The organism is Pseudorhodoferax soli (genome assembly GCF_003337555.1).
Lineage (GTDB): Bacteria > Pseudomonadota > Gammaproteobacteria > Burkholderiales > Burkholderiaceae_C > Pseudorhodoferax > Pseudorhodoferax soli.
On record NZ_QPJK01000006.1, the window covers coordinates 199,074 to 223,057 of the forward strand.

The following is a 23,984-nucleotide window of genomic DNA, read 5'->3' on the forward strand; positions in this document are numbered from 1 at the left end:
GAAAGTGCAAGCCCATACGCTCGGTTAGCATCCGAATCATCGAATGACACATTTGTTGCGCGCTGCCCCATGCCACTCGCCGGATCACAGAAACTGACCGAGGAATTGGGCTACTGCGTTGCGCGCATCGAATGCGACACGCCCACGGGCGTGCAATGCGGCACCGCCTTCTTCTTCGCCTTCCTGCTGGAGAACGGCAAGCGCAGCCCCTGCCTGATCACCAGCCGCCATGTGGTCCAGGGCGCGCGCAGCGGCCGCTTCTACATCGCACGCAAGGACGCCGACGGCCGGCCGCAGCCGCACCAGCCGCTGGAATGCCACATCCCCGATTTCGAGGACAAGTGCCACCCGCATCCCGATCCGTCGGTCGACCTGGTGCTGATCTTCGCCGGGGCCAGCCTGCAGGCCATCAAGTCCGAGGGCAACGACTACCACATCACCTATCTGTCCCGCTCGGCCATCCTGCCGCGCGAACAGCGCGCGGAACTGGCGCATCTGGAGACCGTGGTGGTGCTGGGCTATCCGCTCGGCCTGTGGGATCCGCAGCAGCTGCAGCCGGTGGCACGCACGGGCATCACGGCCACCCATGCCGACCTGCCGTATGCCGGCGCGTCCGAGTTTTTGGTCGATGCACCCTGCCACCCTGGCCTGGGCGGGGCGCCCGTGTTCCTGTGCACGCCGCCGCAGTCGGGCGAGGGGAGCGCAGGGGCACAGCGCTCGCCCGGCGTGGCCTTGCTGGGCGTGCTGTACGCGCAGCGCCACGCCCACCTGCAGGGCGAGACCGGGGTCGAACCCCTGGTTGGGCGGGTGCGTGCGGGCCGGCCCGTGCCGCCGCCCCAGCTGCCCGGCCCGGCGCCGCTGGGCGTGGTGCTGAGCACCGACAAGATCCTGGACTTCGAGCCGCTGGTGCGCGCGATGATCCACGGCTTCATCAGCAAGTACTGAGACGACGCGCTCCGTTGGCGCGCGGCCTGCCTGGGCCGCGGGCTCGCCATGCGCGACGACGGCCGGGACTATCGTCGGCGGGTGCCGCTGCGCGCAGTAAGATAATAAGAATCTTTCTCAACGAGCGCCGTGAACCCGCAGCAACCCCTGATCCAGTTCTACCAGCAGCACCACGGCTGGCTGCGTGGCTGGTTGCAGCGCCGGTTGGGCCATGCGGGCGACGCGGCCGACTTCGCGCACGACACCTACCTGCGCGTGATCGAGTCGCGCCAGGTGCTGGAGGACATCCGCGAGCCGCGTGCCTTCCTGACCACCGTGGCGCGGCGCGTCATGGTCAGCCACCTGCGTCGGCGCGAGGTCGAGCGCGCCTACCTCGCCGCGCTGGCCCACCTGCCCGAGAACCTCGCCCCCTCGCCCGAGGAGCGCGCCATCGTGCTGGAGACGCTGATGGAGATCGACCGCATCCTGGACGGCCTGCCGGCCAAGGTGCGCCAGGCCTTCCTGTGGGCCCAGCTCGATGGCCTGTCCTACGCCGAGATCGCCGAACAGCTGGGCGTCTCGCTGAGTTCGGTCAAGCAGTACATGGCGCGTGCCATCCGCCAGTGCTATTTCCGGGAGAGCGCTGCATGACGGCCGGCGCGCCGCTGCCGGCGGCGGTGGTCGATGCCGCCGTCGAATGGCTCGTGCACCTGTGGTCTGGCGAGGCCACAGCGGCCAGCCGTGCGCAATGGCAGCACTGGCGCGCCGCGGACCCGCTGCACGAGCAGGCCTGGCGCCATGTCGAAGCCACCGACACGCGCTGGCGCATGGGCGCTCCGGGCCTGGCCGCCGCGCTGGCCGGCCGGCCGCCGGCTCCGCAACGGCGCCGTGCGCTGGGCGGCATGGCCGCGCTGGCCGTGGCCGGCCTGGCGGTCTACGCCGGCCGCGAGCAGATGGCGGCACGCGGCTGGCTGTCCGAGCTGCGCACCGCCAAGGGCGAGCAGCGCCGGCTGCAGCTGCCCGACGGCACGCAGCTGCTGCTGAACACCGCCACCGCGCTCGACATCGATTTCAGCCCCGCGCTGCGCCGGCTGCAGCTGCGCGCCGGCGAGCTGCTGATCGCCACCGCGCCCGACACCCAGGCTCCTGCACGCCCCTTCGTGGTCGACACGCCCGCCGGCCGTGCCCAGGCGCTGGGCACGCGCTTCACGGTGCGCCACGACGTGGACGGCCCGGACGCCAGCGCCACCCGGGTCGCCGTGTTCGAGGGCGCCGTGGCGTTGCGCGGCGCGGCCTCCGAGCTGCGCATCAGCGCCGGCCAGGCCGCCCGGCTGCAAGCCGGTGGCGCGTCGGCCGAGGCACTGCCATCACCGTCTGCGCCGGCCTGGGCCGATGGCGTGCTGGAGGCCTCCGACATGCGGCTGGACGCCTTCGTGGACGAGCTGCGCCGCTACCGGCCCGGCCTGGTGCAGCTGGCGCCCGAGGTGGCCGGCCTGCGCCTGTCGGGCGTGTTCCCGCTGGCCGACACCGACCGCATCCTGCAGGCCCTGGTGCAGGTGCTGCCGGTGCAGGTGCATGTGCCCGTGCGCTACTGGGTGCGCATCGGCCCCGCCTAGGGCCTGTACCTTTTCGCTTCTCGCGCGACAAGGAGGGGAGAGCACCTTTTCCTCCTTCCTTCCCGAGCACCATGCACGCATTTCCCGCCACCTCGCCGGCCGCAGCACTCGCGGCCGTCTTCGCCATCGCCGGCCCGCTGGCCGCACCTGCCGCACAGGCCCAGGCGGCCACGGCACAGCCCCTGGCCTACGGCATCCCCGCTGGCCCGCTCGATGCGGCGCTGACCGCCTTCGCGCGCACGTCCGGCGTGCTGCTGGCCTACCAGCCCGACCTCGTGCGCGGCCTGGCCAGCCCCGGCGTGCAGGGCCGCCTGGCGCCCACGCAGGCCCTGGCCACGCTGCTGGCCGGCACCGGCCTGCAGGCCGCGGTGGCCGAGAACGGCACCTGGACGCTGCGCCGCGCCGCCGAACCGGCCGCCGCGGCACGTCCGGCCGCCGCCAGCGGTGCTGCCGGTGCCGCACTGCCCGAAGTCCGCGTGACGGCCCAGGCCGAGCGCGACGGCCGCACCGAGGGTACGCAGAGCTACACCGCCGCCGGCCCCAGCGGCGCCGCCACCGGCCTGGCGCTGACGCTGCGCGAGACGCCGCAGTCCGTCAGCGTCATGACGCGCCAGCGCATGGAAGACTTCCGCCTGGAAACCCTGGCCGACGTGATGGTGCAGACGCCCGGCGTCACCGTGACCCGGCAGGCCGACATGACCACCTTCCAGGTGCGCGGCTCCAGCGTCAACCTCAAGGTCGACGGCAACCGGCTGCTGTCCAGCGGCTGGGGTTGGAACAGCCACATCATGTATTCGCTGGACGACCTGGCCGAGATCGACCGCGTCGAGGTGCTCAAGGGATCGTCCGGCCTGGTCAATGGCGACGGCGACTACGGCGGCACCGTCAACCTCATCCGCAAGCGGCCCACGCGCGAGTTCCAGGCCAGTGCCAAGGCCAGCGTGGGCAGCTGGAGCGCCTACCGCGCCGATGCCGACATCAGCGGCCCGCTCAACGCTGCCGGCACGCTGCGCGGCCGCCTGGTCGCCGCGCACAAGGACGCCGATTCGTTCCGCGACCGCCAGCACAACCGCAACAGCACGGTGTACGGCACGCTGGAGGCCGACCTGACACCCGACACCGTGCTCGGCGTCGGCCTCACCTACAAGGAGCGCGCGCTGCGCAGTGCCACCGGCACCACGCCGATCCAGGCCTTCTCCGGCGACGGCGTGGCCGTGCCGCGCATGCCGCGCGGGTTCAACATCGGTGCGCCCTGGGCCGGCTACGACCAGGAAGCCCTGGGCCTGTTCGCGCGGCTGGAGCACCGTTTCGCCAGCGGCTGGACGGCCAAGCTGCAGCTGGCCCGCGACACCGTGGAAACGCCGGACATGCGCATCGGCTACCTGCGCTATGCGTTGCCGGGCCAGGTGCAATACAACCGCTACACCGACATCGACGACCGCAACGACAGCATCAGCCTGGACGTGCAGGGCCCTGTCCAGCTGTTCGGCCGCACGCACGACCTGCTGCTGGGTGCAGGCAGTGCGCGCTCGCGCACCACGCTGCTGCGCGGCAGCACCCTTGTCTCGACGCTGGCCGCGGCCGGCGTCGACTACGCCAGCGGCGGCGCCGGCATCGCCAAGCCGGACTGGAACCGCCTGGCGTATTCCAACGACCTGTTCAGCCGCAAGAACCGGTATGTCTACGCCGCCGGCCGCTTCAACCTGGCCGACCCGGTCAAGCTGATCGCCGGGGTGCGCGTGACCGACTACGACCAGGACGACGTCACCGACACCGGCTGGTACAACTACCAGCTGCGCGAGCGTGGCGTGGTCACCCCCTACGGCGGGCTGGTGGTCGACGTGGCGCCGAACATCTCCGTCTACGCCAGCTATGCCAGCATCTTCCAGCCGCAAAGCAACAAGGACGCGGCCGAGCGCACGCTGCCGCCCGAGGAAGGCCAGACCTACGAGATCGGCGCCAAGGGCGAGTTCTTCGACAAGCGCCTGAACGTGGCGCTGAGCCACTTCTGGATGCGCACCGACAACACCGCCGAAGAGGTGGGCCTGAACGACAACGGCGACAGCATCTACCGGGCCGTGCAGGGCGCGATGCGGCACGGCTACGAACTGGAACTCTCGGGTGAACTGATGCGCGGCTGGCAGGCCCAGGGCAGCTTCGTGATGAACACCAGCAACCTGGACAGCGCCTCCACCACGCCCGAGCACCAGTTCAAGCTGGGCAGCAGCTACCGCTTCGCGGGCGGCGCGCTGCAGGGCCTGACGGTGGGCGGCGGCCTGCGTTGGCAGAGCGCCATCTCCACCAGCCGCGGCACGGCCACGCTGCGCCAGGACGCCTACTGGCTGTTCGACCTCATGGCCCGCTACCAGGTCGACCGCCACCTGAGCTTCGCCGTCAACGTGGACAACGCGTTCGACAAGAAGTACTTCTCGGGCGTCACCAACTTCACGAGCCAGGGCCTGTTCTACACCTGGGGCATGCCGCGCAGCGTCAACGTCAGCGCGCGCTACGACTTCTGATCGGCCGCCAGAAAACGCGCAACGGCCGCCAGCACCGCTTGCGGCTGCTCGCGGTGCGGCACATGGCCGCAGCCCGGCAGCAGCAGTGCCTCGGCCGGGCCGGCCACACTGGCCGCGATGCGGCGCGGGTGCACCAGCGAGCCGTATTCGTCGTCCTCCCCGTGGATCGCCAGCACCGGGCAGCGCACGGCCGGCAGCAAGGCGTGGATCGACCAGTCGGCGAATGCGGGCGAGAGCCAGGTGCCGGTCCAGGCTTCGAGCACCCAGCGGGCCTTGTCGCCGTGGTACCGGGCGAGGCGTTCGAGCTGGCCGGGCTGCGCGAACTGCGCCTGCGCCACGCGGATGCCCTCCAGCGTGCAGTCTTCGGGAAAGGTCTGGGCCGATTCGGTGACCAGGGCCGTGCAGCGCTCGCCGAAGGCCACGGCGGTCTCCACCGCCATCGCACCGCCGACGCTGTGGCCGAACGCGACGAAACGGTCGATGCCGAGCTGCGCGCACAGGGCCGGGACGCTGACCAGGGACTCGTGCCGCACGAAGGCCGGCGTCAGTGCGTCGGCGCAGGCGTCGGACCGGCCGAAGCCCAGCCGGTCGTAGGCGAGCACGCGCCGGCCCGTGGCTTGCGCCAACGCAGCGGGAAAGTCGCGCCACAACTCCACGCTGCCCAGCGAGTCGTGGAACAGCAGCACCGGCGGAACGTGCAGATCTGCATCGGGTGTCCAGCTGCGGGCGAACAGACGGCCCGCCGGCGTGGCGACCGCGTAATCAGCGATGCTTGTGGCCCCCACGCTCCCCGCTGCGCGAGGTTCGCTGCCCCCCGAGGGGGCGCGAGCTTGCTTGGGGCGGCCCGGCGCGGCGGATATGGCCCCCACGCTCCCCGCTGCGCGAGGTTCGCTGCCCCCCGAGGGGGCGCGAGATTGCTTGGGGCGGCCCGGCGCGGCGCTCATGCCGGATCGCGCACATCCGCCACCGGGTTGGCGCCGAAGTCGGGCCGTGCCAGGTAGGCCAGCACGCGCGCAGCGGCTTCCTCGGGGGAGGTGAGCTGCCCGCCGGTGTGCATCTTGGCGAAGTTGCCCTGGTCCGGGAAGCGGGCCACGTCGGCGCCGCGCAGCTGGGCCTGCATGTCGGTGTCGATCACGCCCGGCGCCAGCGAGCAGACCTTGGCGCCGTTCGGCCGCGCCGCCTCGTCCAGCGCCAGGCAGCGCGTGAAATGGTCCATGCCGGCCTTGGCCGCGCAGTAGGCCGATTGCGAGGCCTGCGCGCGTCGGCCCAGGCCGGAGGAGATGTTGAGCACGCGGCGCTGGCCGCTCCAGCCGGCCGTGGCGCCAAGGAAGGCCGCGCTGAGCAGCATCGGCGCTTCCAGGCCCACGCGCAGCGCGCGTGCCAGCTCGGCCGGGTCGGAATCGCTGAGCGGCACCAGCGCCGGGATGACGCCCGCGTTGTTGATCAGCGTGGCGCTGGCCCAGCGCGCGCCGTGGTGGCCGCTGAGCCAGTGGTCCAGCCGCGCAGCCACGGCCGCGCCATCGGCCAGGTCGGCCTGCCACTGCGTGCAGTGGGCGCCGCCCAGCTGCTGCAGCTCGGCGTTGGCCTGGCGTGCGATGCACAGCAGGTGGTGCCCGCCCTGCAGCAGTTGCCGGGCCATGGCCAGGCCCATGCCGCGCGAGGCGCCGGTCAGGATGGTGAGGTGGGAAGAGGGGGTCATGGCTGCGTCTGGAGCGGGGAAGCGGCCATGTTAGGCCAGCGCGGTGGCGACACCCGCGGGCGCCGCCAGGCACGACACTGCGCGGTCGCGCCGCGCGCCGCGCGGCTGCACCCGCCAAGACGACAGGAGACACCCCATGCCCACATTCCGCCGCCAACTGATCGCCGCCGCCGGCCTGGCCCTGTGCGCCGCCGCAGCGCCGCCCGCCTTCGCGCAGGCCTGGCCCGACCGGCCGGTCCAGCTGGTCATCCCGTACCCGCCCGGCGGCAGCGCCGACCTCGTGGCCCGGCCGCTGTCGATCAAGTTGCAAGAGCGCCTGGGCCAGCCCGTGGTGCTGGAGTACAAGCCCGGCGCGGGCGGCACGCTGGCATCGCAGTACGCCGCACGTGCCAAGCCCGACGGCACCACCTTCATCATGGTGCTGGCCGCGCACGCGATCAACGCGAGCCTGTACCCCAAGCTGCCCTACGACACGCGCAAGGACTTCGCCCCCGTCTCGCTGGTGGCCAACCTGCCGCTGCTGGTCACGGGCAGCAGTTCGCTGCAGGCGCGCACCGTGCCCGAACTCATCGCCGAGGCCAAGGCCAACCCGGGCAAGGTCACCTTCGCCTCGGCCGGCAACGGCAACACCAGCCACCTGGCGGCCGAGTACTTCAGCACGGCGGCCGGCGTGAAGATGACACACGTGCCCTACAAGGGCAGCGCGCCCATGGTCAATGCACTGCTGGGCGGCGAGGTGAACCTGGCCTTCGACAGCGCCTCGACCTCGCTGCCGCACGTGAAGGCCGGCAAGCTGCACCCGCTGGCCGTGACCGGCGACCGCCGCATGCCCATGCTGCCCGATGTGCCGACCATGCAGGAGCTCGGCGTGCCGAACTTCGTGGTGAACGGCTGGTACGCCATCCTCGCGCCGGCCGGCACGCCGGCCGAGATCACCGGGCGGCTCAGCCGCGAGATCGCCGCCGTGGTGGCGCAGCCGGAGATCCGCGCCCAGCTGGAGGCCAGCGGCTACCAGCTGGTGGGGTCCACGCCGGCCGCATTGGGCGCGCACATCGACGCAGAACTCGTGCGCTGGGCCAAGGTGGTCAAGGACTCGGGCGCGCGCGTGGACTGAGCCCCCGGCGGGGCGGGCCGGCCTCCGCCGGTCTTCTTCTGCGCCGCGCTCTGGGCCTGTCGTTGCGCACAGCCGCACAGGCCACGCAAGCCTGCTGCTGACACGGAGACCGTCCGCACCCACCCTGGCCGGGTGTGCAGCAGGGGCGTGACAAGGTTGCGCAACATTCTGGTGGGGCAGGCGCTGGAGAATTCGCAGCCGCGCGGCGCACCCGCCCGCACTGCGCCCGCCCCGCCACTCCTGCACCGCCATGACACCAGCCCTTGCCGAGGTCAGCTACAACCATTGGGTCGTGGCGCTCTCGTTCCTGATCGCCAGCTACGCATCCTTCGTGGCGCTGGATCTGGCCCAGCGCGTGCGCGCGCAGGACCGGGTCATCGCGCGGGCCTGGCGCATCGGCGGCTCGCTGGCGCTGGGCACCGGCATCTGGTCCATGCACTTCGTCGGCATGCTGGCGGCCACGCTGCCGTTCACGGTCGGCTATGGCCATGCCGTCACGGGCCTGTCCTGGGTGGCGGCGGTGGCGGCCTCCGGCGTCGCGCTGCACACGGCCAGCCTGCCCAGCCTGAACCTTGCGCGGCTCGGCCGCGGCGCGCTGGCCATGGGCGCCGGCATCTGCGCCATGCACTACCTGGGCATGGCCTCCCTGGCGCTGGCACCCGGCATCCAGTGGGACTGGCTGCTCGTCGCGGCCTCTGCCGCCATCGCCGTGCTCGCTTCGGCCGTGGCGCTGGTGATCTTTTTCGCACTGCGCGGCTACCGCGGCGTGGCGGCGCGCAACCGCCAGGTGCTGGCCGCCCTGGCCATGGGCGCGGCGATCTGCGGCATGCACTACACCGGCATGGCCGCAGCCGCGTTTCCGGCCGACAGCGTCTGCTTGAGCGCCGACCAGCTGCGCGGCGACAGCGTCGGCGTGCTGGTCACGGTGGCCGCCACCATGCTCCTGAGCCTGGCCATGTTCACCTCGCTGCTGGACGCCCGCATGCAGGGCAGGACCGAGCGGCTGGCGGTGTCGCTGAAGGCAGCCAATGCCGAACTGCAGGAGATCGCCTTCCGCGATGCGCTGACCGGTCTGCCCAACCGGCTGCTGCTCGGCGAGCGCGTGGCCTCGGCCGTGGAACGCTGCCGGCGCGACCACACCAGTCTGGCGCTGCTGTTCATCGACCTGGACGGCTTCAAGCCCGTCAACGATTCCTTCGGCCACCACGTCGGCGACGCCGTGCTGAAGGAAGCCGGGCGCCGCCTGGCAGCGGGGCTGCGCGCCTGCGACACGGTGGCGCGCGTGGGCGGCGACGAGTTCGTGCTGCTGCTGGAGGGCGTCAGCGATTCGGCCGCCATCGCGCAGGCCGCGCAGCGGCTCATCGACGTGGTCAGCGCGCCGATGGAGCAGTGCGGGCACGAGGTGCGGCTGTCGTGCTCCATCGGCATCGCGCTGTTCCCCTCCGATGGGCCCGACGCCGAACTCATGGCGCATGCCGATGCGGCGATGTACGCGGCCAAGCGCGCCGGCGGCTCCGCCTATGCCTTCTTCGAGGCCCACATGAACGCCGGCGTGCGCGAGCAGATCGAGCTGCAGCGCGATCTGCGGCTGGCGCTGGAGCGCGGCGAACTCCTGCTGCACTACCAGCCCAAGGTCAGCGCCGGGCGCGAGGTCGTCACGGGTGTGGAAGCGCTGGTGCGCTGGCAGCATCCCACGCGTGGCATGCTGGGCCCGGCGCTGTTCATCCCCGTGGCAGAGCGCTTCGGGCTGATTTCGGCGGTCGGCAACTGGGTCATCGAAGAGGCCTGCCGCCAGATCGCGGCATGGCAGGAGCAGGGCCTGCGGCTGCGCGTGGCCGTCAACCTGTCGGTGCACCAGTTGCGCCAGGACGACTTCGTGCGGCGGGTGGCGGCCACCATCGCGCGGGCCGGCATCGACCCCAGGCAACTGACCTTCGAGATCACCGAATCGGTCGCGATGGAGGACGCCGAAAGCACCCTGCAGGCCTTCGAGGCGCTCTGCGGCATCGGCGTGCACCTGTCCATCGACGATTTCGGCACGGGCTACTCCAGCCTCGCCTACCTGCGCCAGCTGCAGGTGGGCGAGCTCAAGATCGACCGCTCCTTCGTGCAGGACCTGGAGTCCAGCGCCGACGCGCGGGCCATCGTCGAGGCCGTGATCCGGCTGGCCCATGCGCTGGGCCTCAAGGTGGTGGCCGAGGGCGTGGAGACCGCAGCGCAGCAGGACGTGCTGACGCGCCTGCAGTGCGACGACCTGCAGGGCTACCTGTTCGCGCGGCCCATGGCCGCCGAGCGCGTGGCCGAGTGGGCCGTGGCAAGCCGCCGGCCGAACCAGCTGCCGTTCGCGCTGTCGACCTACCGTCCGGCCGGCCTGGACATCAATCCTCCAGAACGGGCACCTGCAACCCCAGCTTGAGGCAGCCCAGCGCGACCGATGTGCGAAAGCGCCGCACGTTGTCGTCGCCGCGCAGCAGCCGCTCGGCAAGCGCGTCGTAGTCGGCCATCGAGGCCGCGGTGACGACCAGCAGGTAGTCGGCCTCGCCCGTGATCGCGTAGCACTGCTGCACGGCGGGCTCGGCCGCGATGCGCGCATGCAGGCCGGCCGTGTGCCGCGGGTGCTCGTCGTGCACATGCACCTCCACCAGCAGCGTGAGCGGGCGGCCGAGCCTGGCGGCGTCGAGCTGGGCCGCCTCGGCGCGGATCACGCCGGTCTCGCGCAGGCGCTGGATGCGCCGCTGCACCGCCGGTGCCGACAGGTGCACGGCCTGCGCGATCAGGCGCTGCGGCACGGTGTTGTCGCGCTGCAGGATGTCCAGGATGGCAAGGTCGAAGCCGTCCAGAGCGGCAGCGGCTTTTGCGGGCATGGGTGCGAGCGAAAATTGCGTTCGAGAGCGGAAAACCAAGCCAAAACCAGCGGCTTGGCGCAATACATTCTCTTCCATGTCGTCGCATCGCCCACTTGCCGGTTCTTCCCTCTGGTTTCCCTTCCTGGCCATCCTCGGCGCCGTCGGCTTCCTGGGCATCGGCACCTCCTGGGCCAAGACCGCCCTGTTCCCGCTGGTGGGCGCACAGGGCACGACGGCCGTGCGCGTCGGGCTGTCGGCCGTGGTGCTGCTTTTGTTGTGGCGGCCCTGGCGGCGCCTGCCCAGCCGCGCCGACCTGCGCGTGATCGCCTGCTACGGCGTGGCGCTCGGCGTCATGAACCTGGCCTTCTACATGTCGCTGCGCACGCTGCCCTTCGGTGTGGCCGTGGCCATCGAGTTCTCGGGTCCGCTGGCGGTGGCGCTCTACGGCTCGCGCCGGCCGGTGGATTTCATCTGGGTGCTGCTGGCCGTGGCCGGGCTGGCATTGCTGCTGCCCCTCGGGTCCAACGTCGGCACGCTCGACCCGACGGGCGTGGGCTTCGCGCTGCTGGCGGCGGTGTGCTGGGCCACCTACATCGTGTTCGGCAAGCGCGTGGGCCATGTGCCGGCGGGCCTGTCCGTCTCCCTCGGCCTGGCCGTGGCCGCGCTGGTGGTGCTGCCGGTGGGCGTGGCGCATGCGGGCACGGCGCTGCTCTCGCTGCCGGTGCTGGGCATCGGCCTCGGCGTGGCCATCCTGTCCAGCGCGGTGCCGATCTCGCTGGAGATGCTGGCGCTGCAGCGGCTGCCCAAACAGGCCTTCGGCATCATGATCAGCATGGAGCCCGCCGTGGCCGCCGTGCTGGCGCTGGGCCTGCTCGGCGAACGGCTCAGTGCGGCGCAGTGGCTGGCGATCGCGCTGATCATGGCGGCCTCGATGGGCAGTGCCGCCACGGCCAGGCCTGCCAGCGCCAGGCGGGCGGCCCTGGCGGCGGCTAGCGCCCCGTGAACACCGGCGTGCGCCGCGCTGCCATCGCTGCCACGCCTTCCTTGAAGTCCTCGGTGCCGAACTGGCGGTTCTGCTCGGCGCTTTCGGTCGCCACGGCCTGGCGGATCGCCTCGACCAGGCCGGCGCGCAGCGTCCTGCGCGTGGAGATGACGGCGAGCGGGGCCGAGGTGGCGATCTCCCCGGCCAGCCGCAGTGCCTCGGCACGCACCTGGTCCTGCGGCACCAGCAGGTCGACCAGCCCCATGGCCAGCGCCTCCTCGCCGCCGACGCGCCGGCCCGTGTAGAACAGCAGCGCAGCGCGCTGCGGGCCGACCAGGCGCGGCAGCGTGACCGACAGGCCGAAGCCGGGGTGGAAGCCGAGCCGGTTGAAGTTGGCGGAGAAGCGCGCCTCGGCGCAGGCCACGCGGAAGTCGGCCACCAGCGCCACGCCCAGCCCACCGCCAATGGCCGCACCGTGCACGGCCGCCACCACCGGCTTGGCGCAGGCGAACAGGCGCAGCGCCTCGTGGTAGAGCGGGTTCACGGCGCGCGGGCTGCGGTGCACGGCCGCATCGTCGTTGCGGGCGAAGTTGGCACCGGCGCAGAAGGCCGTGCCCTGGGCGGCCAGCACGATGGCGCGGCAGGCGGGCTCGGCGTCCAGCGCCTCGAAGATGTCGGCCAGGCCGCTGATCAGGGCCGCGTCGAAGAAGTTGTGCGGCGGGCGGCGCAGCTCGACGACGGCCACGTGGCCTTGCAGGTGCACGCCGATGTCGGGCAGGTTGGGCAGGTTGGGCAGGGTGCTCATGGGTCTTGTCTCCTTGGAAATCCTTGTCAGGCGTCGGGCGCGAGCGCAGCGGCAGGGGAGGGCGCAGGCGCGGCGAGCAGGGCGCGCAGCTGCGGCACCACCTCGTCGACGGCGCGTTCGAGCTGGGTGAACAGCCCGCCCACGCCGACGGCGTAGCTGGCGCCGGCCGAGCCGGCGGGCCCTGCCACCGCGACGATGCCGATGCCCTCGGTCACCACGCCCTTGGAGAAGGCGTAGCCCTGGCGGCGCACCTCCTGGATGCGGGCCGCCACGAAGTCGGCGTCCACGGCCTGGCCGCCGGCCTGCAGCCGCAGGTTGCTGCGGTGCACCGCGCGTGCCACATGCTCGTCGCTGCCGGCGGCCAGCAGGGCCCAGCCCATGCCCGACATGCACAGCAGCCGGCGCGTGCCGGGCTGCACGTTGAACTGCACGGCGCGCCCGCCCAGGAACACATGGACGTACTGCGCGTAGATGTCGTTCTCCACGCCCAGGATGGCCGTGAAGCCGGTCTTGCGGGCGATGTCGGCCAGCGCGTCCAGCACCTGGCCGCCCTGGAACAGGGTGTCCATGACCCAGTCCCCGATGGAGGCCAGCCGCGGCGTCGCCAGGTAGGCGCGCAGGGCCGAGTCGTAGCGCAGGTAGCCCAGCGTGGCGATGCTCTTGAGCAGTACCTGGGCACTGGACAGCGGGTAGGCGAGCTTCTCGGAGATCTCGCGCACCGTCACGGGCCGGCGCACCTCGCGCAGGTACTCCAGCACCTCGAACACACGTCCCGCCGTCTTGATGACCGATTGCTCCATGCCCACCCCGTTGTTGTCCACTGTCGGCATCTCGACACGGTCGTCCAGCCAAACGGCGGCCATGCTAGCGCAGCGCCGTGCGGCCCAGCGCCGCGATGGCCTCGGGCGCCAGGCCCGCTTCGTGCAGCACCTCGGCCGTGTGCTGGCCGATGGTCGGTGCCTGGCGGTACACGCGCGTGGGCGTGGCGGAAAAGCGCGTGGTCGGCCGCAGCTGGCGGACCGGGCCCTCGGTGGGGTGCTCGGCGTCCTCGAACAGGCCCACGGCTTCGAGCTGCGGGTGCTCGGGCAGTTCGTCCAGCGTGTAGATCGGCGTGGCCGGGATGTCCAGCCGTTCACACAAGGCCATCCAGTCGGCCGTGCTGCGCAGCGGCGTCAACGCGCGCAGCTGCGCATAGAGCGCGCGCACCTGGGCGTTGCGCTCGTGCCGGTCGCGGATGGCGTACTTCTCCGCCAGGTCGGGCCGGTCCACCTCCATGAAGAAGGCGGCCCAGTGGCGCTCGGTGTAGGGCAGCATGCTGATCCAGCCGTCGGCGGTGCGCGAAGGCTGGCGGCCGCCCTCCAGCAGCCGCGGATAGCCGGCCTTCACGTCCGAGCCGCGGAAGGTCAGCCCGCCCATGTGCTCGGCCAGCACGAAGGCGGCCATGGTCTCCAGCATCGGCACCTCCACGTACTGGCCGGGGCCGCCGCGGCTCCTGTGCAGCAGCGCGGCCATCACGGCGTTGGCCACCACCAGGCCGGTCGTCTTGTCGGCGATCAGGCTGGCGGTGTAGGCGGGCGTGTCGCCGCCGCCCGCGCCCAGGCTGGCCAGGCCGCAGCCGGCCTGGATGATGTCGTCGAAGGCCGGCTTGTCGCGGTGCGGCCCGTCCTGGCCGAAGCCGACGGCCGCGCAGTAGACGATGCCCGGGTTCAGCGCCGCCACGGCCGCATAGCCCAGCGCCAGCCGCTCGATGGCAGCCACGCGCATGTTGTGCACCAGCACGTCGGCGGTGGGGATCAGCGCCTGCAGCGCGGCCAGGCCTTCCGGCGTCTTGAGGTCCAGCGCGATGGAGCGCTTGTTGCGGTTGACGGCCAGGAAGATCGAGCTCATGCCCGGGTGCTGCGAGATGCCGTTGGCCCGCATCATGTCGCCCTCGGGCGGCTCGACCTTGATGACGTCGGCGCCGTAGTCGGCCAGGGTCTGCGTGGCCAGCGGGCCGAGCACGACGGCCGTGAGGTCGAGCACGCGGACGCCCTGCAGCGGGCCGGTGGGAGAAGAGGGATGGGTGGTCATCACGGCGATCAATTCGGAAGGCCGACCAGGTGGCGGCTCATCACCACGCGCTGGATCTGGCCCGTGCCTTCGACGATGTCCAGCGCCTTGACGTCGCGGAACAGCTTCTCGATCAGGTGCTCGCCGGCACCGCCGGCCAGGCCCAGCACCTCCATCGCGAACGCAGTCGCGTCGAACGCGGCGGGTGGCGCCATGGCCTTGGCGGCCGAGGCTTCGAGCATGTTGGGCTGGCGCTGGTCGGCCAGCCACGCGGCCTTGAGCGCCAGCAGCAGCGCGCCCTTGAGCTTGCGGCGGTGGCGCTCCAGCCGGTCGCGCAGCCGCTGGTCGGACCACAGGCCCTGGGCCTGCATCACTTGCACGGCTTCGTCGAGCGCGGCGCGGCCGATGCCCACCGCCATGCCCGCAATCGCCGGCCGGCCCGCATTGAAGGTGTTCATCGCGCCCTTGAAGCCGCCCGAGCGCTGCTGGTAGTACGCCTCGCCACCGAGCAGGTTGGCATGCGGCACGCGGCAGCCGGTCAGGAAGAACGAGGTGGACTCGTACGCCTTCAGTCCCATCTTCTTTTCGATGCGGAAATCGGTGAGGCCCGGCGTGCCGCGCTCGACCACGAAGGCGCGGTGGCCGGCGCGGCCCAGCGCCGGATCGATGGTGGCGAACACCACGATCCATTGGGCGCGTCCCGAGTTGCCCGAGAACGACTTGGCGCCGTCGAGGACCCAGTCGTCGCCGTCGCGGCGGGCCCGCGTCTTGATGTTGGCCACGTCCGAGCCGCCCGAGGGTTCGGTCATCGCGAAGGCGCCCCAGATCGGCTTGGCGGGATCGACGAAGGGCGCGAGGAAGCGCTGTTGCTGTTCGGGCGTGCCCATCGACAGGATGGCCGGCTCGCCCAGGCCCGGCCCCGGCAACGCCACGCCGATGCCGCGGTCCCAGTAGGCGCCTTCCTCGGCCAGCAGCACCTGGGTGACGGCGGACGCGGCCTTGTTCGGCGCCGCGGCCGCGCTGGCGGCGCTGCCATGCGGGCGCCAGCGCGTGCGGCCGAAGCCCTCGGCCAGCATGCGCGTGAAGAAGGCGTCGTCGGGCGGCAGCGGTGCGCCGGCGCGGTCGGCGCGCCAGCCGGCGGGCCGCATGTGTTCGCGGCCGAGGACGCGCAGGCGTTCGATCTGGGCGGCCTGGTCGGCGGTGATGGAGAAATCCATGGTCAGTGTTCCAGGGCGGCGGTCTTGAGGAAGGGGGGCAGTTCGCCCTCGGCCACGGCGTCGTCGCGCGCCGCGTCGGCACCGCCCAGCAGCAGGCCCAGGGCGCGCAGTTCGCGCAGGTGCTTTTCCACCGGCACGTCGCGCATGAAGCCGGCGCCGCCCAGGATCTGCACCGCGTTGGCGCCGATGAACAGCGCGGATTCGGCCGCCTCGATGAAGGCGGTGGCGGCAGCGGCCGTGTCCCGCGCGTCGGCGTCGATGCGCCATGCGGCCTCGTAGGCCAGCTGGCGCGCAGCATCGACGGCGATGTGCATGTCGGCGATCAGGAAGGCCAGCGCCTGGTGGTGCGCAATGGGACGGCCGAAGGCCACGCGCTCCAGCGCGTAGTGGCGCGCGTACTCGGCCGCCGCATGCATCTGGCCGACCACCAGGGCCGCCACGTGCAGCCGCGCCTGGGCCAGTGACTGCGCGGCGGCGGCGTGGTCGGTCCATTGCGCGTGGACCGGCGCCCGCTGCAGCCGCAACGCGGTGGCACCCGCGCCGCGCAAGCCGCTGCCGGGAACCGGCGTTGCGGCCAGGCCCTGGTCGACGAGCAGCAGGCCATCGCGCGTCAGCACGGCCAGCAGGTCGACGCGGGCACTGGGCAGCCAGGCCAGGGTACCGCTCACGGTGTCGCCGCTGCGCTGCAGCGCGCCGCGGTGGTCGAACACCAGGCAGGCGCGCCCGCCCGGCGCGCGGGCCAGGCGCTCGGCCTGTTCGCGCAGCAGCTGCGGGCCGCCGAACGCCAGCAGCGCATGGGCGACGCTGCCCATGGGTTGCAGCGCCAGCGTGGCGGCCGGGCAGCCCCCTGCCAGCGCTTCGAGCATGCGCACGCGGGCCAGCGTCCCCATGGCGGCACCGCCGCAGTCGTCGGGCCAATCGATGGTGTCGAAGCCGATGGCGGCGGCCTCGGCCGCCAGCGCCGCAGGCACGCCGCCCGCCGCCTCGAAAGCCCGCTGCTGCGGGGCGAGTTGCCCCTGCGCAAAGCGGCGGGCCGTCTCCAGCACCTGTTCCAGCGCTTCGTCCGTCGCGAAATCAAGCATCGGTACGGTCTCCTTATGGCAAACAAAACATGAGTGTGTTTTTATTAAACCATGGATGTATTATTAACGCGGCAGATTCCAACGACGAAGGAGACAAGGTGACATCAACGAGAAGACAGGTCTGCGCCGCCGGCCTGCTGGGGCTGGTGGCCGGCCTGGCCGCAGCGCAGGCGCCCGGCTATCCCAACCGGCCCATCCGGATCGTGGTGCCGTTCACGGCAGGCAGCGGTTCGGACAACTCCTCGCGCTACTTCGGCGAGCAGATCGGCGCGCTGCTGGGCCAGCCGGTCATCGTGGAGAACAAGCCGGGCGCCAACGGCATCATTGCCTTGCAGGCGGTCAAGAACGCCCCGGCCGATGGCTACACCGTGCTGCTGGCCAGCAATTCGCCGATGGCGGTGAACCCGCTGGTGATCAAGGAGCTGGGTTACGACTCGGTGAAGGACTACAAGCCGGTCTCGGGCCTCACGCGCGGCATGAACGTGGTGGTGGTGTCCAACGACTCGGCGTTCGCCGACATCGATGCGCTGCTGGCCGCGGGCCGCCAGCGCCCGCTCAACGTCGGCACCTATTCGGCCGGCTACGAACTCGCGGCGTCGTGGCTGTCCAGTGTGTCCGGCGCCAGGTTCACCAACGTGCCCTACAAGGGCCAGGCGCCGATCATGACGGACGTGATCGGCAACCAGCTCGACTTCGCGCTGGTCGACCTGGGCGGCGCGATGCCGCTGATCAAGGGCGGCAAGGTGCGCGCGCTGGCCGTGACCGGCGAGGCGCGCAATGGCGACCTGCCCAACGTGCCGACGGTGCGCGAACGCGGCTTCGACGAATACGTGCAGTACAGCTGGGTCTCGTTCTACGTGCACATGCAAACTCCCGACGACGTGACCGCGCGGCTGGCCGACGCGCTGCAGACCGCCCTGAACGCGCCCGGCGCGCGCGATTTCGTGCGCAAGAGCGGCGCCGAGCTGATGGCCTACGGGCCCGCGAAGATGCGCGCCTTCCACCTCGCGGAGATCGAGCGGTTTCGCAAGATCGCCGACGCCGCCGGCGTGCGGCCGCAATGACAAGGAACACCGCCATGGACTTCACGCGCCGGCGCATGGCCCAGGCCATCGCCCTTGGCTCCGGTCTTACCGCGCTGCAGGTGCGCGCGGCCGGCTTTCCGGAACGCCCGATCCGCATGCTCCTGCCGTTCTCGCCGGGCGGCGGCACCGACGAGAGTTCGCGCGCCTATGCGGACGAACTGCAAAAGCTGCTCGGCGTGCCCGTGGTGGCTGAGAACAAGCCCGGCGCCAGCGGCCTGGTGGCCATCAACACGCTGCTGGCCGCGCCGCCCGACGGCTACACCATGCTGGTGGCGACCAACTCGCTCGCGGCCGTGAACCCGGTCATGCGCAAGGATCTGCCCTACGACGCGTTCAAGGATTTGCAGCCCATCCACGGCCTGCTCAACAGCGCGCCCGTGATCTCTGCGCCGCTGGCCTCGGGCCAGATGCCGCTGCGGCAGATGCTGCTGCGCGCGAAGAAGGAGGGGCGATCGTTGTCCATCGGCAACTACTCCGAGGGCTACCAGCTGCTGGCCGCCTGGATCGGCACGCTGGAGCAGGTGCCGGTGGTGCATGTGCCGTACAAGGGTCCCTCGCCCATGCTGGTGGACCTGGTCGGCGGCCGGCTCGACTTCGCCATCAGCGACCCCACCAGCGCCATGGAGCTGGTGCGCACCGGCAAGCTGCGCGGCGTGGCCACCGGCGGCGCCGAACGCGAGCGCCAGATGCCCGACATGCCCACCATGATCGAGCAGGGCTATCCGGAGTTCGAGACCTATGTGTGGTCTTCGCTGTTCGTGCGCGCCGGCACGCCGCCGGACATCGCGAAGAAGCTGGCCGACGCCGTGGGCACCGCCCTGGTGGCGCCCGCCATCCAGGCGCGCAATGCCAACCGGCCGGGCACGCCCATGATGATGGCGCTGGGTGCGCTGGGCGACTTCCAGCGCCGCGAGTACGAGCGCTTCAGGAAGGTCGCCGAAGCCGCCGGGATGGCGCCACGCTGACCACGCCGGGGGCCGCGCCGGCCAGCAGGTGCTGCACGAACAGCTGGGCGGCCGGCGCGAGCGGCTCGTCCGCGCGCAGGCACAGCACCAGCTGGCGCGCGGCCCAGTCCTCGGCCAGCGGCACGCGCTGCACGCCGGTGCTGCGGGCGCAGCGCGCTGCCACCGCGCCCGGGACGATGCCCAGGCCGATGCCCTGGCCGACCAGCCGGCAGACCGATTCGAAGCTGCGCAGCCGCACGCGGTAGTCCAGGCGCCGGCCGATGCGGCGGGCATGCCGGGCCAGGTGGGCGTGGAAGGCACTGTGCTCGGCCAGGCCGACCATCGGCGTGTCCGCCACCTCGGCCAGCGTCACACCGGCGCGGCCCGCCCAGGCATGGCCGCGCGGCACCACGAGCACCAGTGGGTCGGGCCACAGCGGATGCACTGAGAGGCCCGCCAGATCGGCCGCGTCCGAGGCGAGGCCGATGTCGCACAGGCCCAGGCGCAGCGCGTCGGCGATCTCCTCGCTGGGCCGCTCCTCCAGATCCACCGAGATGCCGGCATGCGCCGCCAGGAAGCCGCTCAGCACGCGGGGCAGGTGCTCGGCCATGGCCGAGGTGTTGCACAGCAGCCGCACCTGGCCCTGCAGGCCTGCGCCGTAGCTGCCCATGTCGGCCTGCAGCCGCTCGATCTGCAGCAGCAACTGGCGCGCGTGCAGCAGAAGGCTGTGGCCGGCCGGCGTGGGCTGCACGCCGCGCGGCACGCGCACGAGCAGCGGCACGCCGAGCGAATCTTCCATGGCGCGGATGCGCTCGCTGGCCGAGGCCAGCGTCATGTGGCTCAGCGCGGCGCCGCCCGTGATGGAGCCGGCCGTGTGCACGTGGGCGAACAGGCGCAGGTCGGTGAGGTCGAAGCGCATGCCCGCACGCTAGCATGCGCGCGGCCCGGCAGCCTCAGGCATTGCCTGAGCCGGGCTGCGCGCATGCCGGCTGGTGGCCTGCGCCTGCGCTGCGCAGAATCGTGCCCATGGCCCTGTCGCACACCCTCGCCCAATCGCCCTTCGTCCTGCCCGCGCTCGTGGCCGGCGTGTTCCTGCTCGCCGGCCTGGTCAAGGGTGTGGTGGGCATGGGCCTGCCGACGGTGGCGCTGGGCCTGCTGGCGCTGTGGATGTCGCCGGCCGAGGCCGCGGCGCTGCTGATCGTGCCCTCGCTCGTCACCAACCTCTGGCAGATGCAGCCCTGGGGCCGGCTCGCGGCCATGCTGCGCCGGCTGTGGCCCATGCAGGCCGGCGTGGCGGCCGGCACGCTGGGGGGCGCCTGGGCCTTCGGCGCACTGGGCGCGGCCTGGGCGCCGGCAGCGCTGGGCGGGGCGCTGGTCGTCTACGCGCTGTGGGGCCTGTCGGGCCGGCGCCTGAGCGTCGCGCCTTCGGTCGAGGCGCTGGCGGGGCCGCTGGTGGGCGGCGCGACCGGCCTGGTGACCGCTGCCACCGGCGTCTTCGTGCTGCCTGCCGTGCCCTACCTGCAGGCGCTGCGCTGGAGCAGCGACGACCTGATCCAGGCCATGGGCGTCTCGTTCACGGTGTCCACGCTGGCGCTGGCCGCGGGCCTGCAGTTCGGCAGTGGCGCGGCGGACATGTCTTGGGGGCTGTCGCTGGCCATGCTGGTGCCGGCGCTGGCCGGCATGGCGCTGGGCGCGGCCCTGCGGCGCCGGCTTTCACCAGCGGTGTTCCGGCGTTGCTTCTTCCTCGGAACGCTGGCGTTGGGCGCGCACATGGTGGTGCGCGAGCTGCTGCGCGGCTGAGCGCGTGGCGCCAGGCCGCGCCAGGCAGCAGGGATCAGGCCAGGGCCTTGCCGAAGGTCGCCAGCAGGCGTGTCCAGGCGCGCTCGGACTGGGCGGCGTCGTAGACACGGGTGTCGGGCGGGCACCAGCCGTGCGCCGCGGCGTACACCTCCACCTCGGCCGGCAGCTTGGCGCTGTCCAGCGCTGCGCGCAGCGTGGCCTTGGCTTCGGGGTCCTTGGCGTCGTCGTTCTCGGCCACCGCGATCAGGTAGTGCGCCTGCGTCTGCGCCACCAGGCGGTGCGGGCTGTCGGGCGCCGCGGTCACCATGGCGGCGCCGTGGAAGCTGCCGACCGCGCCCACGCGGCCCGGCGCCACGGTGGCCGTGCGCACCGCGATCGGCCCGCCCATGCAATAGCCGGTGGTGCCGATCTTGCGCTGCTTGTCCACTTCGGCCTGGGCGTCGAGCCAGGCGACGAAGGCCTTGCCGTCGGCGAGGTGCATGGCCGGCGTCAGGGCCTGCATCAGCGGCATCACTTCGGCGATCGGCGTCTGGCCGCCCTGCGGCGCGGTGGGCGCCTTCTTCTGCCGGTAGAAGGGGTTGACCACCAGCACGCTGTAGCCCGACTCCGCCAGGCGCTTGCCCATCTGCCGGAAGGCGGGGCGCAGGCCGAACACGTCGGGCCACACCAGCACGCCCGGCGCGGCGCCCGAGGTCGGGGCGACGAAGTAGGCGTCGCAGCTGCCGTCCGGCGTGGCGATGCTGACTTCGCGCTCGGCCACGGCCGCGGCGTTGGCCACCATGGGCAGCGCGGTCAGCAAGCCGGCGGACGCGGCCCACGCGCCGAAGTCGCGGCGGGTGTACTTGTGGAGTTCTTCCTGGTCATTCAGATCGCACATGGTGGGTCCATTCCATTGAACAAAAAGGCACGGCAGCTTATGCGATGAACCGGGCCAGCAGCAACAAAGGGCATTGTTCCGGTAGCCACGATCCCCGAAGCCCACGCCTTGGAGCACGTGGAATATATATACTTCGTGTATGTTTCATATAGAGGTCATGCGATGGGCATCGTCAAGATTTCAGACCTGATGCACGAGAACCTGCGTGTGGCGGGCAACGCGCTCAGCAGGTCGATCAATGCCCAGGCCGAGCATTGGATGCGCGTCGGCATGCTGGCCGAGCTGCACCCCGGGCTGGACCACCGGGAGATCTGCCAGCTGCTGATCCAGAGCGAGCTGGCAGGCGGGCTGGACATCCTCGCGGCCATCGCGGGCCCGGCGACGGCGGCAGGCCCTGGCGCTGTGGCCGGCGGCAAACCGCGCGCCGCTGCGGCGCGCAAGCACTGATGCAGCGCGGCACGCCCATCAAGTCTGCCGAGCAGATCGCGATGGCGCGGCGGGCGGGCCATCTGGCCGCCGAGGTGCTCGCGATGGTCGAGCCGCACGTCGTGCCCGGGGTGAGCACGGCGGCGCTCGACCGCATCTGCCACGAGCACATCGTCAACGTGCAGGGCGCCATTCCGGCCAACGTGGGTTACCAGGGGTATCCCAAGACCATCCTCACGTCGGTCAACCAGGTCGTGTGCCACGGCATTCCGTCGGAGGACAAGATCCTGAAGAAGGGCGACATCGTCAACATCGATGTGGCCGTCATCAAGGACGGCTGGTTCGGCGACACCAGCCGCATGTTCTTCGTCGGCACGCCGAGCGTGGCGGCGCGGCGCCTGGTGGAGACCACCTACGAAGCCATGCTGGCCGGCATCCGCCAGGTCAGGCCTGGCGCGACGCTGGGCGATGTGGGGCACGCCATCCAGTCGGTCGCGCAGCGTGCGCATTTCAGCGTGGTGCGCGAGTACTGCGGGCATGGCATCGGGCAGGTCTACCACGAGGATCTGCAGGTGCTGCACTACGGGCAGCCCGGGCAGGGGCTGCGGCTGGAGCCCGGCATGGTGTTCACCATCGAGCCGATGCTCAACGCCGGCAGGCGCGAGACCCGGGAGCTGGCGGACGGCTGGACAGTGGTGACCAAGGACCGTTCTCTGTCTGCCCAGTGGGAACACATGGTGGCCGTGACGCCCGAGGGCTACGAGGTGCTGACCCCCTGGCCCGGCGGCACCGGCACTTACGCGCCGGTCTGACACGCTGCCCGCGCGGCACGCGAAGTAGGCCTGGCATGCCATAACGCACGCTCGGCAGGCCGGCACGTAGCATCGCGCGATGCCCAAGCTCTCCGCCCCTGTCCGCCGATCCCGCGGCCTGCCGCGCACGCTGGCCGCCTTCGCCCTGCTGGCGCTGTGTGGCGGCCTGGCCCATGCGCAGCCTGCGGCACCGCCGCCGAGCATCGCCCCAGCCGGCAAGGCATGGCGCAGCGGCGCGGGCTTCCAGTTCGCCGACAAGGAGAAGAGCACGCGCCGCTCCGTCAGCGGCATCGCCTGCGCGCCCGGTGCGGCGCGGGTGCCGGTGTGCCTCGTGGTGTTCGATGAAGGCATGGAGGCCCGCTTCGCCGAACTCGGGCACGGCAAGCTGAAGCCATTGGGCAGTGGCGTGCGCTTCGCGGTGCCGGGCAAGGAGCTCGACGCGGAAGGCGCCGCCACCGATGGGCGCTACTTCTACGTCACCGGTTCGCACGCCGTGAAGCGCAGCGATTGCCGGCCGAATCCTGCCAGCCGGCATGTGCTGCGGTTCCGCCGCGACCCGGCCAGCGGCCTGGCGCTGGGGGGCGCCGCAGGCAGCGAGGTGCCCGCCGGCTACCAGCAGACGACGCGCCTGCTGGATCTGATCAAAGGCGACGCGCAGCTGCGCAGCAGCCTGGACCGCGGTCGCTGCCTGGGCACGGGGGCGCTGGACATCGAAGCGTTGGCCGTGCGCGGCGGACGCCTGCATGTCGGCCTGCGCGGGCCGACGCAAGCCGGCCACGCCTTCATCGCCAGCGTCGATGCCGAGGCGCTGTTCGGCACGGGCGATGCGGCGCTGAGGGTCATCCGTGTGCCCGTGGGTGAACGCCGGGGACTGCGCGACATGGCGGTCGCCGAGGGCGGCATGCTGCTGCTGACCGGCCCGGACGACCAGGTGGACAGCGGCGATGCTGGCTGGGCCATCGTGCTGTGGAACGACAGGCGGCAGGCCGGCCTGCCCGCCGAGAGCCGCACGCTGGCCACGCTGGACCTGCGCCGCGTCCACCGCGGCGCCTGCGACAAGGAGACCAAGCCCGAGGCGTTGGCGCTGCTCCAGGAAACGGCGACGGCCTACCGCGTGCTGGTGCTGTCGGACGGCATGTGCGATGGCGCGCCGCTGGTGTTCGACATCCCGCGCTGAAGCACTGCGG

At 71.8% G+C, this 23,984-nt stretch carries 23 protein-coding genes; 13 read left to right on the forward strand and 10 right to left on the reverse strand.

Annotated elements, in window-relative coordinates:
* The first annotated feature begins 69 nt into the window (after positions 1-69).
* The 4 genes from DES41_RS21450 to DES41_RS21465 all read left to right on the forward strand — a co-directional run bounded on the left by DES41_RS21450 (position 70) and on the right by DES41_RS21465 (position 5,059).
* A complete protein-coding gene (locus DES41_RS21450; protein ID WP_114469706.1) occupies positions 70-945 on the forward strand; it encodes a S1 family serine peptidase in 876 nt (291 codons plus the stop codon).
* Between the two features lie 129 nt (positions 946-1,074).
* Entirely contained in the window at positions 1,075-1,575 is a 501-nt protein-coding gene (locus DES41_RS21455; protein ID WP_114469707.1) for a sigma-70 family RNA polymerase sigma factor, read from the forward strand.
* The gene (locus tag DES41_RS21460; protein WP_114469708.1) at positions 1,572-2,540 is read left to right on the forward strand and encodes a FecR domain-containing protein; all 969 of its coding nucleotides are present in this window, start codon (positions 1,572-1,574) and stop codon (positions 2,538-2,540) included. Before DES41_RS21455 ends, DES41_RS21460 begins: the two co-directional genes overlap by 4 nt.
* Positions 2,541-2,611: 71 nt before the next feature.
* Positions 2,612-5,059, forward strand: a complete 2,448-nt coding sequence (locus DES41_RS21465) for a TonB-dependent siderophore receptor (protein ID WP_114469709.1) — start codon at positions 2,612-2,614, stop codon at positions 5,057-5,059.
* Here DES41_RS21465 and DES41_RS21470 read toward each other — a convergent pair.
* Both DES41_RS21470 and DES41_RS21475 read right to left on the reverse strand, forming a co-directional pair.
* Positions 5,047-5,844: an alpha/beta fold hydrolase gene (locus tag DES41_RS21470; RefSeq protein ID WP_425466379.1), complete on the reverse strand. Its 798-nt coding sequence runs from the start codon at positions 5,842-5,844 to the stop codon at positions 5,047-5,049. The two genes, DES41_RS21465 and DES41_RS21470, sit on opposite strands and share 13 nt — an antisense overlap.
* A gap of 155 nt (positions 5,845-5,999) precedes the next feature.
* Positions 6,000-6,758, reverse strand: a complete 759-nt coding sequence (locus tag DES41_RS21475; protein ID WP_114469711.1) for an SDR family NAD(P)-dependent oxidoreductase — start codon at positions 6,756-6,758, stop codon at positions 6,000-6,002.
* 136 nt (positions 6,759-6,894) lie between these two features.
* Here DES41_RS21475 and DES41_RS21480 point away from each other — a divergent pair, with 136 nt between their 5' ends.
* Positions 6,895-7,872, forward strand: a complete 978-nt coding sequence (locus DES41_RS21480) for a tripartite tricarboxylate transporter substrate binding protein (protein WP_114469712.1) — start codon at positions 6,895-6,897, stop codon at positions 7,870-7,872.
* 250 nt (positions 7,873-8,122) lie between these two features.
* Positions 8,123-10,288, forward strand: coding sequence for a putative bifunctional diguanylate cyclase/phosphodiesterase (locus DES41_RS21485; RefSeq protein ID WP_114469713.1), 2,166 nt, complete (start codon positions 8,123-8,125; stop codon positions 10,286-10,288).
* Here DES41_RS21485 and DES41_RS21490 read toward each other — a convergent pair.
* Positions 10,251-10,736, reverse strand: a complete 486-nt coding sequence (locus tag DES41_RS21490) for an Lrp/AsnC family transcriptional regulator (protein ID WP_114469714.1) — start codon at positions 10,734-10,736, stop codon at positions 10,251-10,253. The two genes, DES41_RS21485 and DES41_RS21490, sit on opposite strands and share 38 nt — an antisense overlap.
* 76 nt (positions 10,737-10,812) lie before the next feature.
* Here DES41_RS21490 and DES41_RS21495 point away from each other — a divergent pair, with 76 nt between their 5' ends.
* Positions 10,813-11,721, forward strand: coding sequence for an EamA family transporter (locus DES41_RS21495; RefSeq protein ID WP_114469715.1), 909 nt, complete (start codon positions 10,813-10,815; stop codon positions 11,719-11,721).
* On the opposite strand, the gene DES41_RS21500 is transcribed toward DES41_RS21495, so the two are convergent.
* From DES41_RS21500 to DES41_RS21520, 5 genes are read right to left on the reverse strand one after another with little or no spacing between them, the layout of a single operon-like run.
* On the reverse strand, positions 11,708-12,505 hold the full coding sequence (locus tag DES41_RS21500; RefSeq protein ID WP_114469716.1) for an enoyl-CoA hydratase/isomerase family protein: 798 nt from the start codon (positions 12,503-12,505) through the stop codon (positions 11,708-11,710). The two genes, DES41_RS21495 and DES41_RS21500, sit on opposite strands and share 14 nt — an antisense overlap.
* A 26-nt stretch (positions 12,506-12,531) precedes the next feature.
* Positions 12,532-13,368 (reverse strand): IclR family transcriptional regulator, encoded by an 837-nt coding sequence (locus DES41_RS21505; RefSeq protein WP_114469717.1) that lies wholly within the window; start codon positions 13,366-13,368, stop codon positions 12,532-12,534.
* 1 nt (position 13,369) lies between these two features.
* Positions 13,370-14,575, reverse strand: a complete 1,206-nt coding sequence (locus DES41_RS21510) for a CaiB/BaiF CoA transferase family protein (protein WP_114470008.1) — start codon at positions 14,573-14,575, stop codon at positions 13,370-13,372.
* An 8-nt stretch (positions 14,576-14,583) separates the two neighbouring features.
* Positions 14,584-15,771, reverse strand: a complete 1,188-nt coding sequence (locus DES41_RS21515; protein WP_114469718.1) for an acyl-CoA dehydrogenase family protein — start codon at positions 15,769-15,771, stop codon at positions 14,584-14,586.
* A 2-nt stretch (positions 15,772-15,773) separates the two neighbouring features.
* Positions 15,774-16,853 (reverse strand): acyl-CoA dehydrogenase family protein, encoded by a 1,080-nt coding sequence (locus DES41_RS21520; RefSeq protein WP_114469719.1) that lies wholly within the window; start codon positions 16,851-16,853, stop codon positions 15,774-15,776.
* Positions 16,854-16,951: 98 nt separating this feature from the next.
* Here DES41_RS21520 and DES41_RS21525 point away from each other — a divergent pair, with 98 nt between their 5' ends.
* Complete coding sequence (locus DES41_RS21525) at positions 16,952-17,917, forward strand: Bug family tripartite tricarboxylate transporter substrate binding protein (protein WP_245965813.1); 966 nt, start codon at positions 16,952-16,954, stop codon at positions 17,915-17,917.
* A 14-nt stretch (positions 17,918-17,931) separates the two neighbouring features.
* On the forward strand, positions 17,932-18,903 hold the full coding sequence (locus tag DES41_RS21530; protein ID WP_170168250.1) for a Bug family tripartite tricarboxylate transporter substrate binding protein: 972 nt from the start codon (positions 17,932-17,934) through the stop codon (positions 18,901-18,903).
* On the opposite strand, the gene DES41_RS21535 is transcribed toward DES41_RS21530, so the two are convergent.
* A complete protein-coding gene (locus DES41_RS21535) occupies positions 18,863-19,801 on the reverse strand; it encodes a LysR family transcriptional regulator (RefSeq protein ID WP_114469722.1) in 939 nt (312 codons plus the stop codon). The two genes, DES41_RS21530 and DES41_RS21535, sit on opposite strands and share 41 nt — an antisense overlap.
* A gap of 107 nt (positions 19,802-19,908) precedes the next feature.
* Between DES41_RS21535 and DES41_RS21540 the strand changes: the two genes are divergently transcribed.
* On the forward strand, positions 19,909-20,682 hold the full coding sequence (locus DES41_RS21540) for a sulfite exporter TauE/SafE family protein (protein WP_114469723.1): 774 nt from the start codon (positions 19,909-19,911) through the stop codon (positions 20,680-20,682).
* 34 nt (positions 20,683-20,716) lie between these two features.
* On the opposite strand, the gene DES41_RS21545 is transcribed toward DES41_RS21540, so the two are convergent.
* Complete coding sequence (locus DES41_RS21545; protein WP_114469724.1) at positions 20,717-21,559, reverse strand: dienelactone hydrolase family protein; 843 nt, start codon at positions 21,557-21,559, stop codon at positions 20,717-20,719.
* A 162-nt stretch (positions 21,560-21,721) separates the two neighbouring features.
* Here DES41_RS21545 and DES41_RS21550 point away from each other — a divergent pair, with 162 nt between their 5' ends.
* The 3 genes from DES41_RS21550 (at position 21,722) to DES41_RS21560 (ending at position 23,974) form a co-directional block, all read left to right on the forward strand.
* A complete protein-coding gene (locus DES41_RS21550) occupies positions 21,722-22,006 on the forward strand; it encodes a ParD-like family protein (RefSeq protein WP_114469725.1) in 285 nt (94 codons plus the stop codon).
* The gene (map, locus tag DES41_RS21555) at positions 22,006-22,797 is read left to right on the forward strand and encodes a type I methionyl aminopeptidase (RefSeq protein ID WP_114469726.1); all 792 of its coding nucleotides are present in this window, start codon (positions 22,006-22,008) and stop codon (positions 22,795-22,797) included. Before DES41_RS21550 ends, map begins: the two co-directional genes overlap by 1 nt.
* Before the next feature lie 79 nt (positions 22,798-22,876).
* Positions 22,877-23,974 (forward strand): DUF3616 domain-containing protein, encoded by a 1,098-nt coding sequence (locus tag DES41_RS21560; RefSeq protein ID WP_114469727.1) that lies wholly within the window; start codon positions 22,877-22,879, stop codon positions 23,972-23,974.
* Positions 23,975-23,984 lie beyond the last annotated feature (10 nt).

Coding starts and splice junctions, on each gene's coding strand:
- DES41_RS21450 (WP_114469706.1), top strand. CDS start 70: ATGCCACTCGCCGGATCACAGAAACTGACCGAGGAATTGGGCTACTGC.
- DES41_RS21510 (WP_114470008.1), bottom strand. CDS start 14,575: ATGACCACCCATCCCTCTTCTCCCACCGGCCCGCTGCAGGGCGTCCGC.
- DES41_RS21530 (WP_170168250.1), top strand. CDS start 17,932: ATGGACTTCACGCGCCGGCGCATGGCCCAGGCCATCGCCCTTGGCTCC.
- DES41_RS21485 (WP_114469713.1), top strand. CDS start 8,123: ATGACACCAGCCCTTGCCGAGGTCAGCTACAACCATTGGGTCGTGGCG.
- DES41_RS21535 (WP_114469722.1), bottom strand. CDS start 19,801: ATGCGCTTCGACCTCACCGACCTGCGCCTGTTCGCCCACGTGCACACG.
- DES41_RS21460 (WP_114469708.1), top strand. CDS start 1,572: ATGACGGCCGGCGCGCCGCTGCCGGCGGCGGTGGTCGATGCCGCCGTC.
- DES41_RS21515 (WP_114469718.1), bottom strand. CDS start 15,771: ATGGATTTCTCCATCACCGCCGACCAGGCCGCCCAGATCGAACGCCTG.
- DES41_RS21540 (WP_114469723.1), top strand. CDS start 19,909: ATGGCCCTGTCGCACACCCTCGCCCAATCGCCCTTCGTCCTGCCCGCG.
- map (WP_114469726.1), top strand. CDS start 22,006: ATGCAGCGCGGCACGCCCATCAAGTCTGCCGAGCAGATCGCGATGGCG.
- DES41_RS21560 (WP_114469727.1), top strand. CDS start 22,877: ATGCCCAAGCTCTCCGCCCCTGTCCGCCGATCCCGCGGCCTGCCGCGC.
- DES41_RS21520 (WP_114469719.1), bottom strand. CDS start 16,853: ATGCTTGATTTCGCGACGGACGAAGCGCTGGAACAGGTGCTGGAGACG.
- DES41_RS21545 (WP_114469724.1), bottom strand. CDS start 21,559: ATGTGCGATCTGAATGACCAGGAAGAACTCCACAAGTACACCCGCCGC.
- DES41_RS21480 (WP_114469712.1), top strand. CDS start 6,895: ATGCCCACATTCCGCCGCCAACTGATCGCCGCCGCCGGCCTGGCCCTG.
- DES41_RS21500 (WP_114469716.1), bottom strand. CDS start 12,505: ATGAGCACCCTGCCCAACCTGCCCAACCTGCCCGACATCGGCGTGCAC.
- DES41_RS21550 (WP_114469725.1), top strand. CDS start 21,722: ATGGGCATCGTCAAGATTTCAGACCTGATGCACGAGAACCTGCGTGTG.
- DES41_RS21505 (WP_114469717.1), bottom strand. CDS start 13,368: ATGGCCGCCGTTTGGCTGGACGACCGTGTCGAGATGCCGACAGTGGAC.
- DES41_RS21490 (WP_114469714.1), bottom strand. CDS start 10,736: ATGCCCGCAAAAGCCGCTGCCGCTCTGGACGGCTTCGACCTTGCCATC.
- DES41_RS21495 (WP_114469715.1), top strand. CDS start 10,813: ATGTCGTCGCATCGCCCACTTGCCGGTTCTTCCCTCTGGTTTCCCTTC.
- DES41_RS21465 (WP_114469709.1), top strand. CDS start 2,612: ATGCACGCATTTCCCGCCACCTCGCCGGCCGCAGCACTCGCGGCCGTC.
- DES41_RS21475 (WP_114469711.1), bottom strand. CDS start 6,758: ATGACCCCCTCTTCCCACCTCACCATCCTGACCGGCGCCTCGCGCGGC.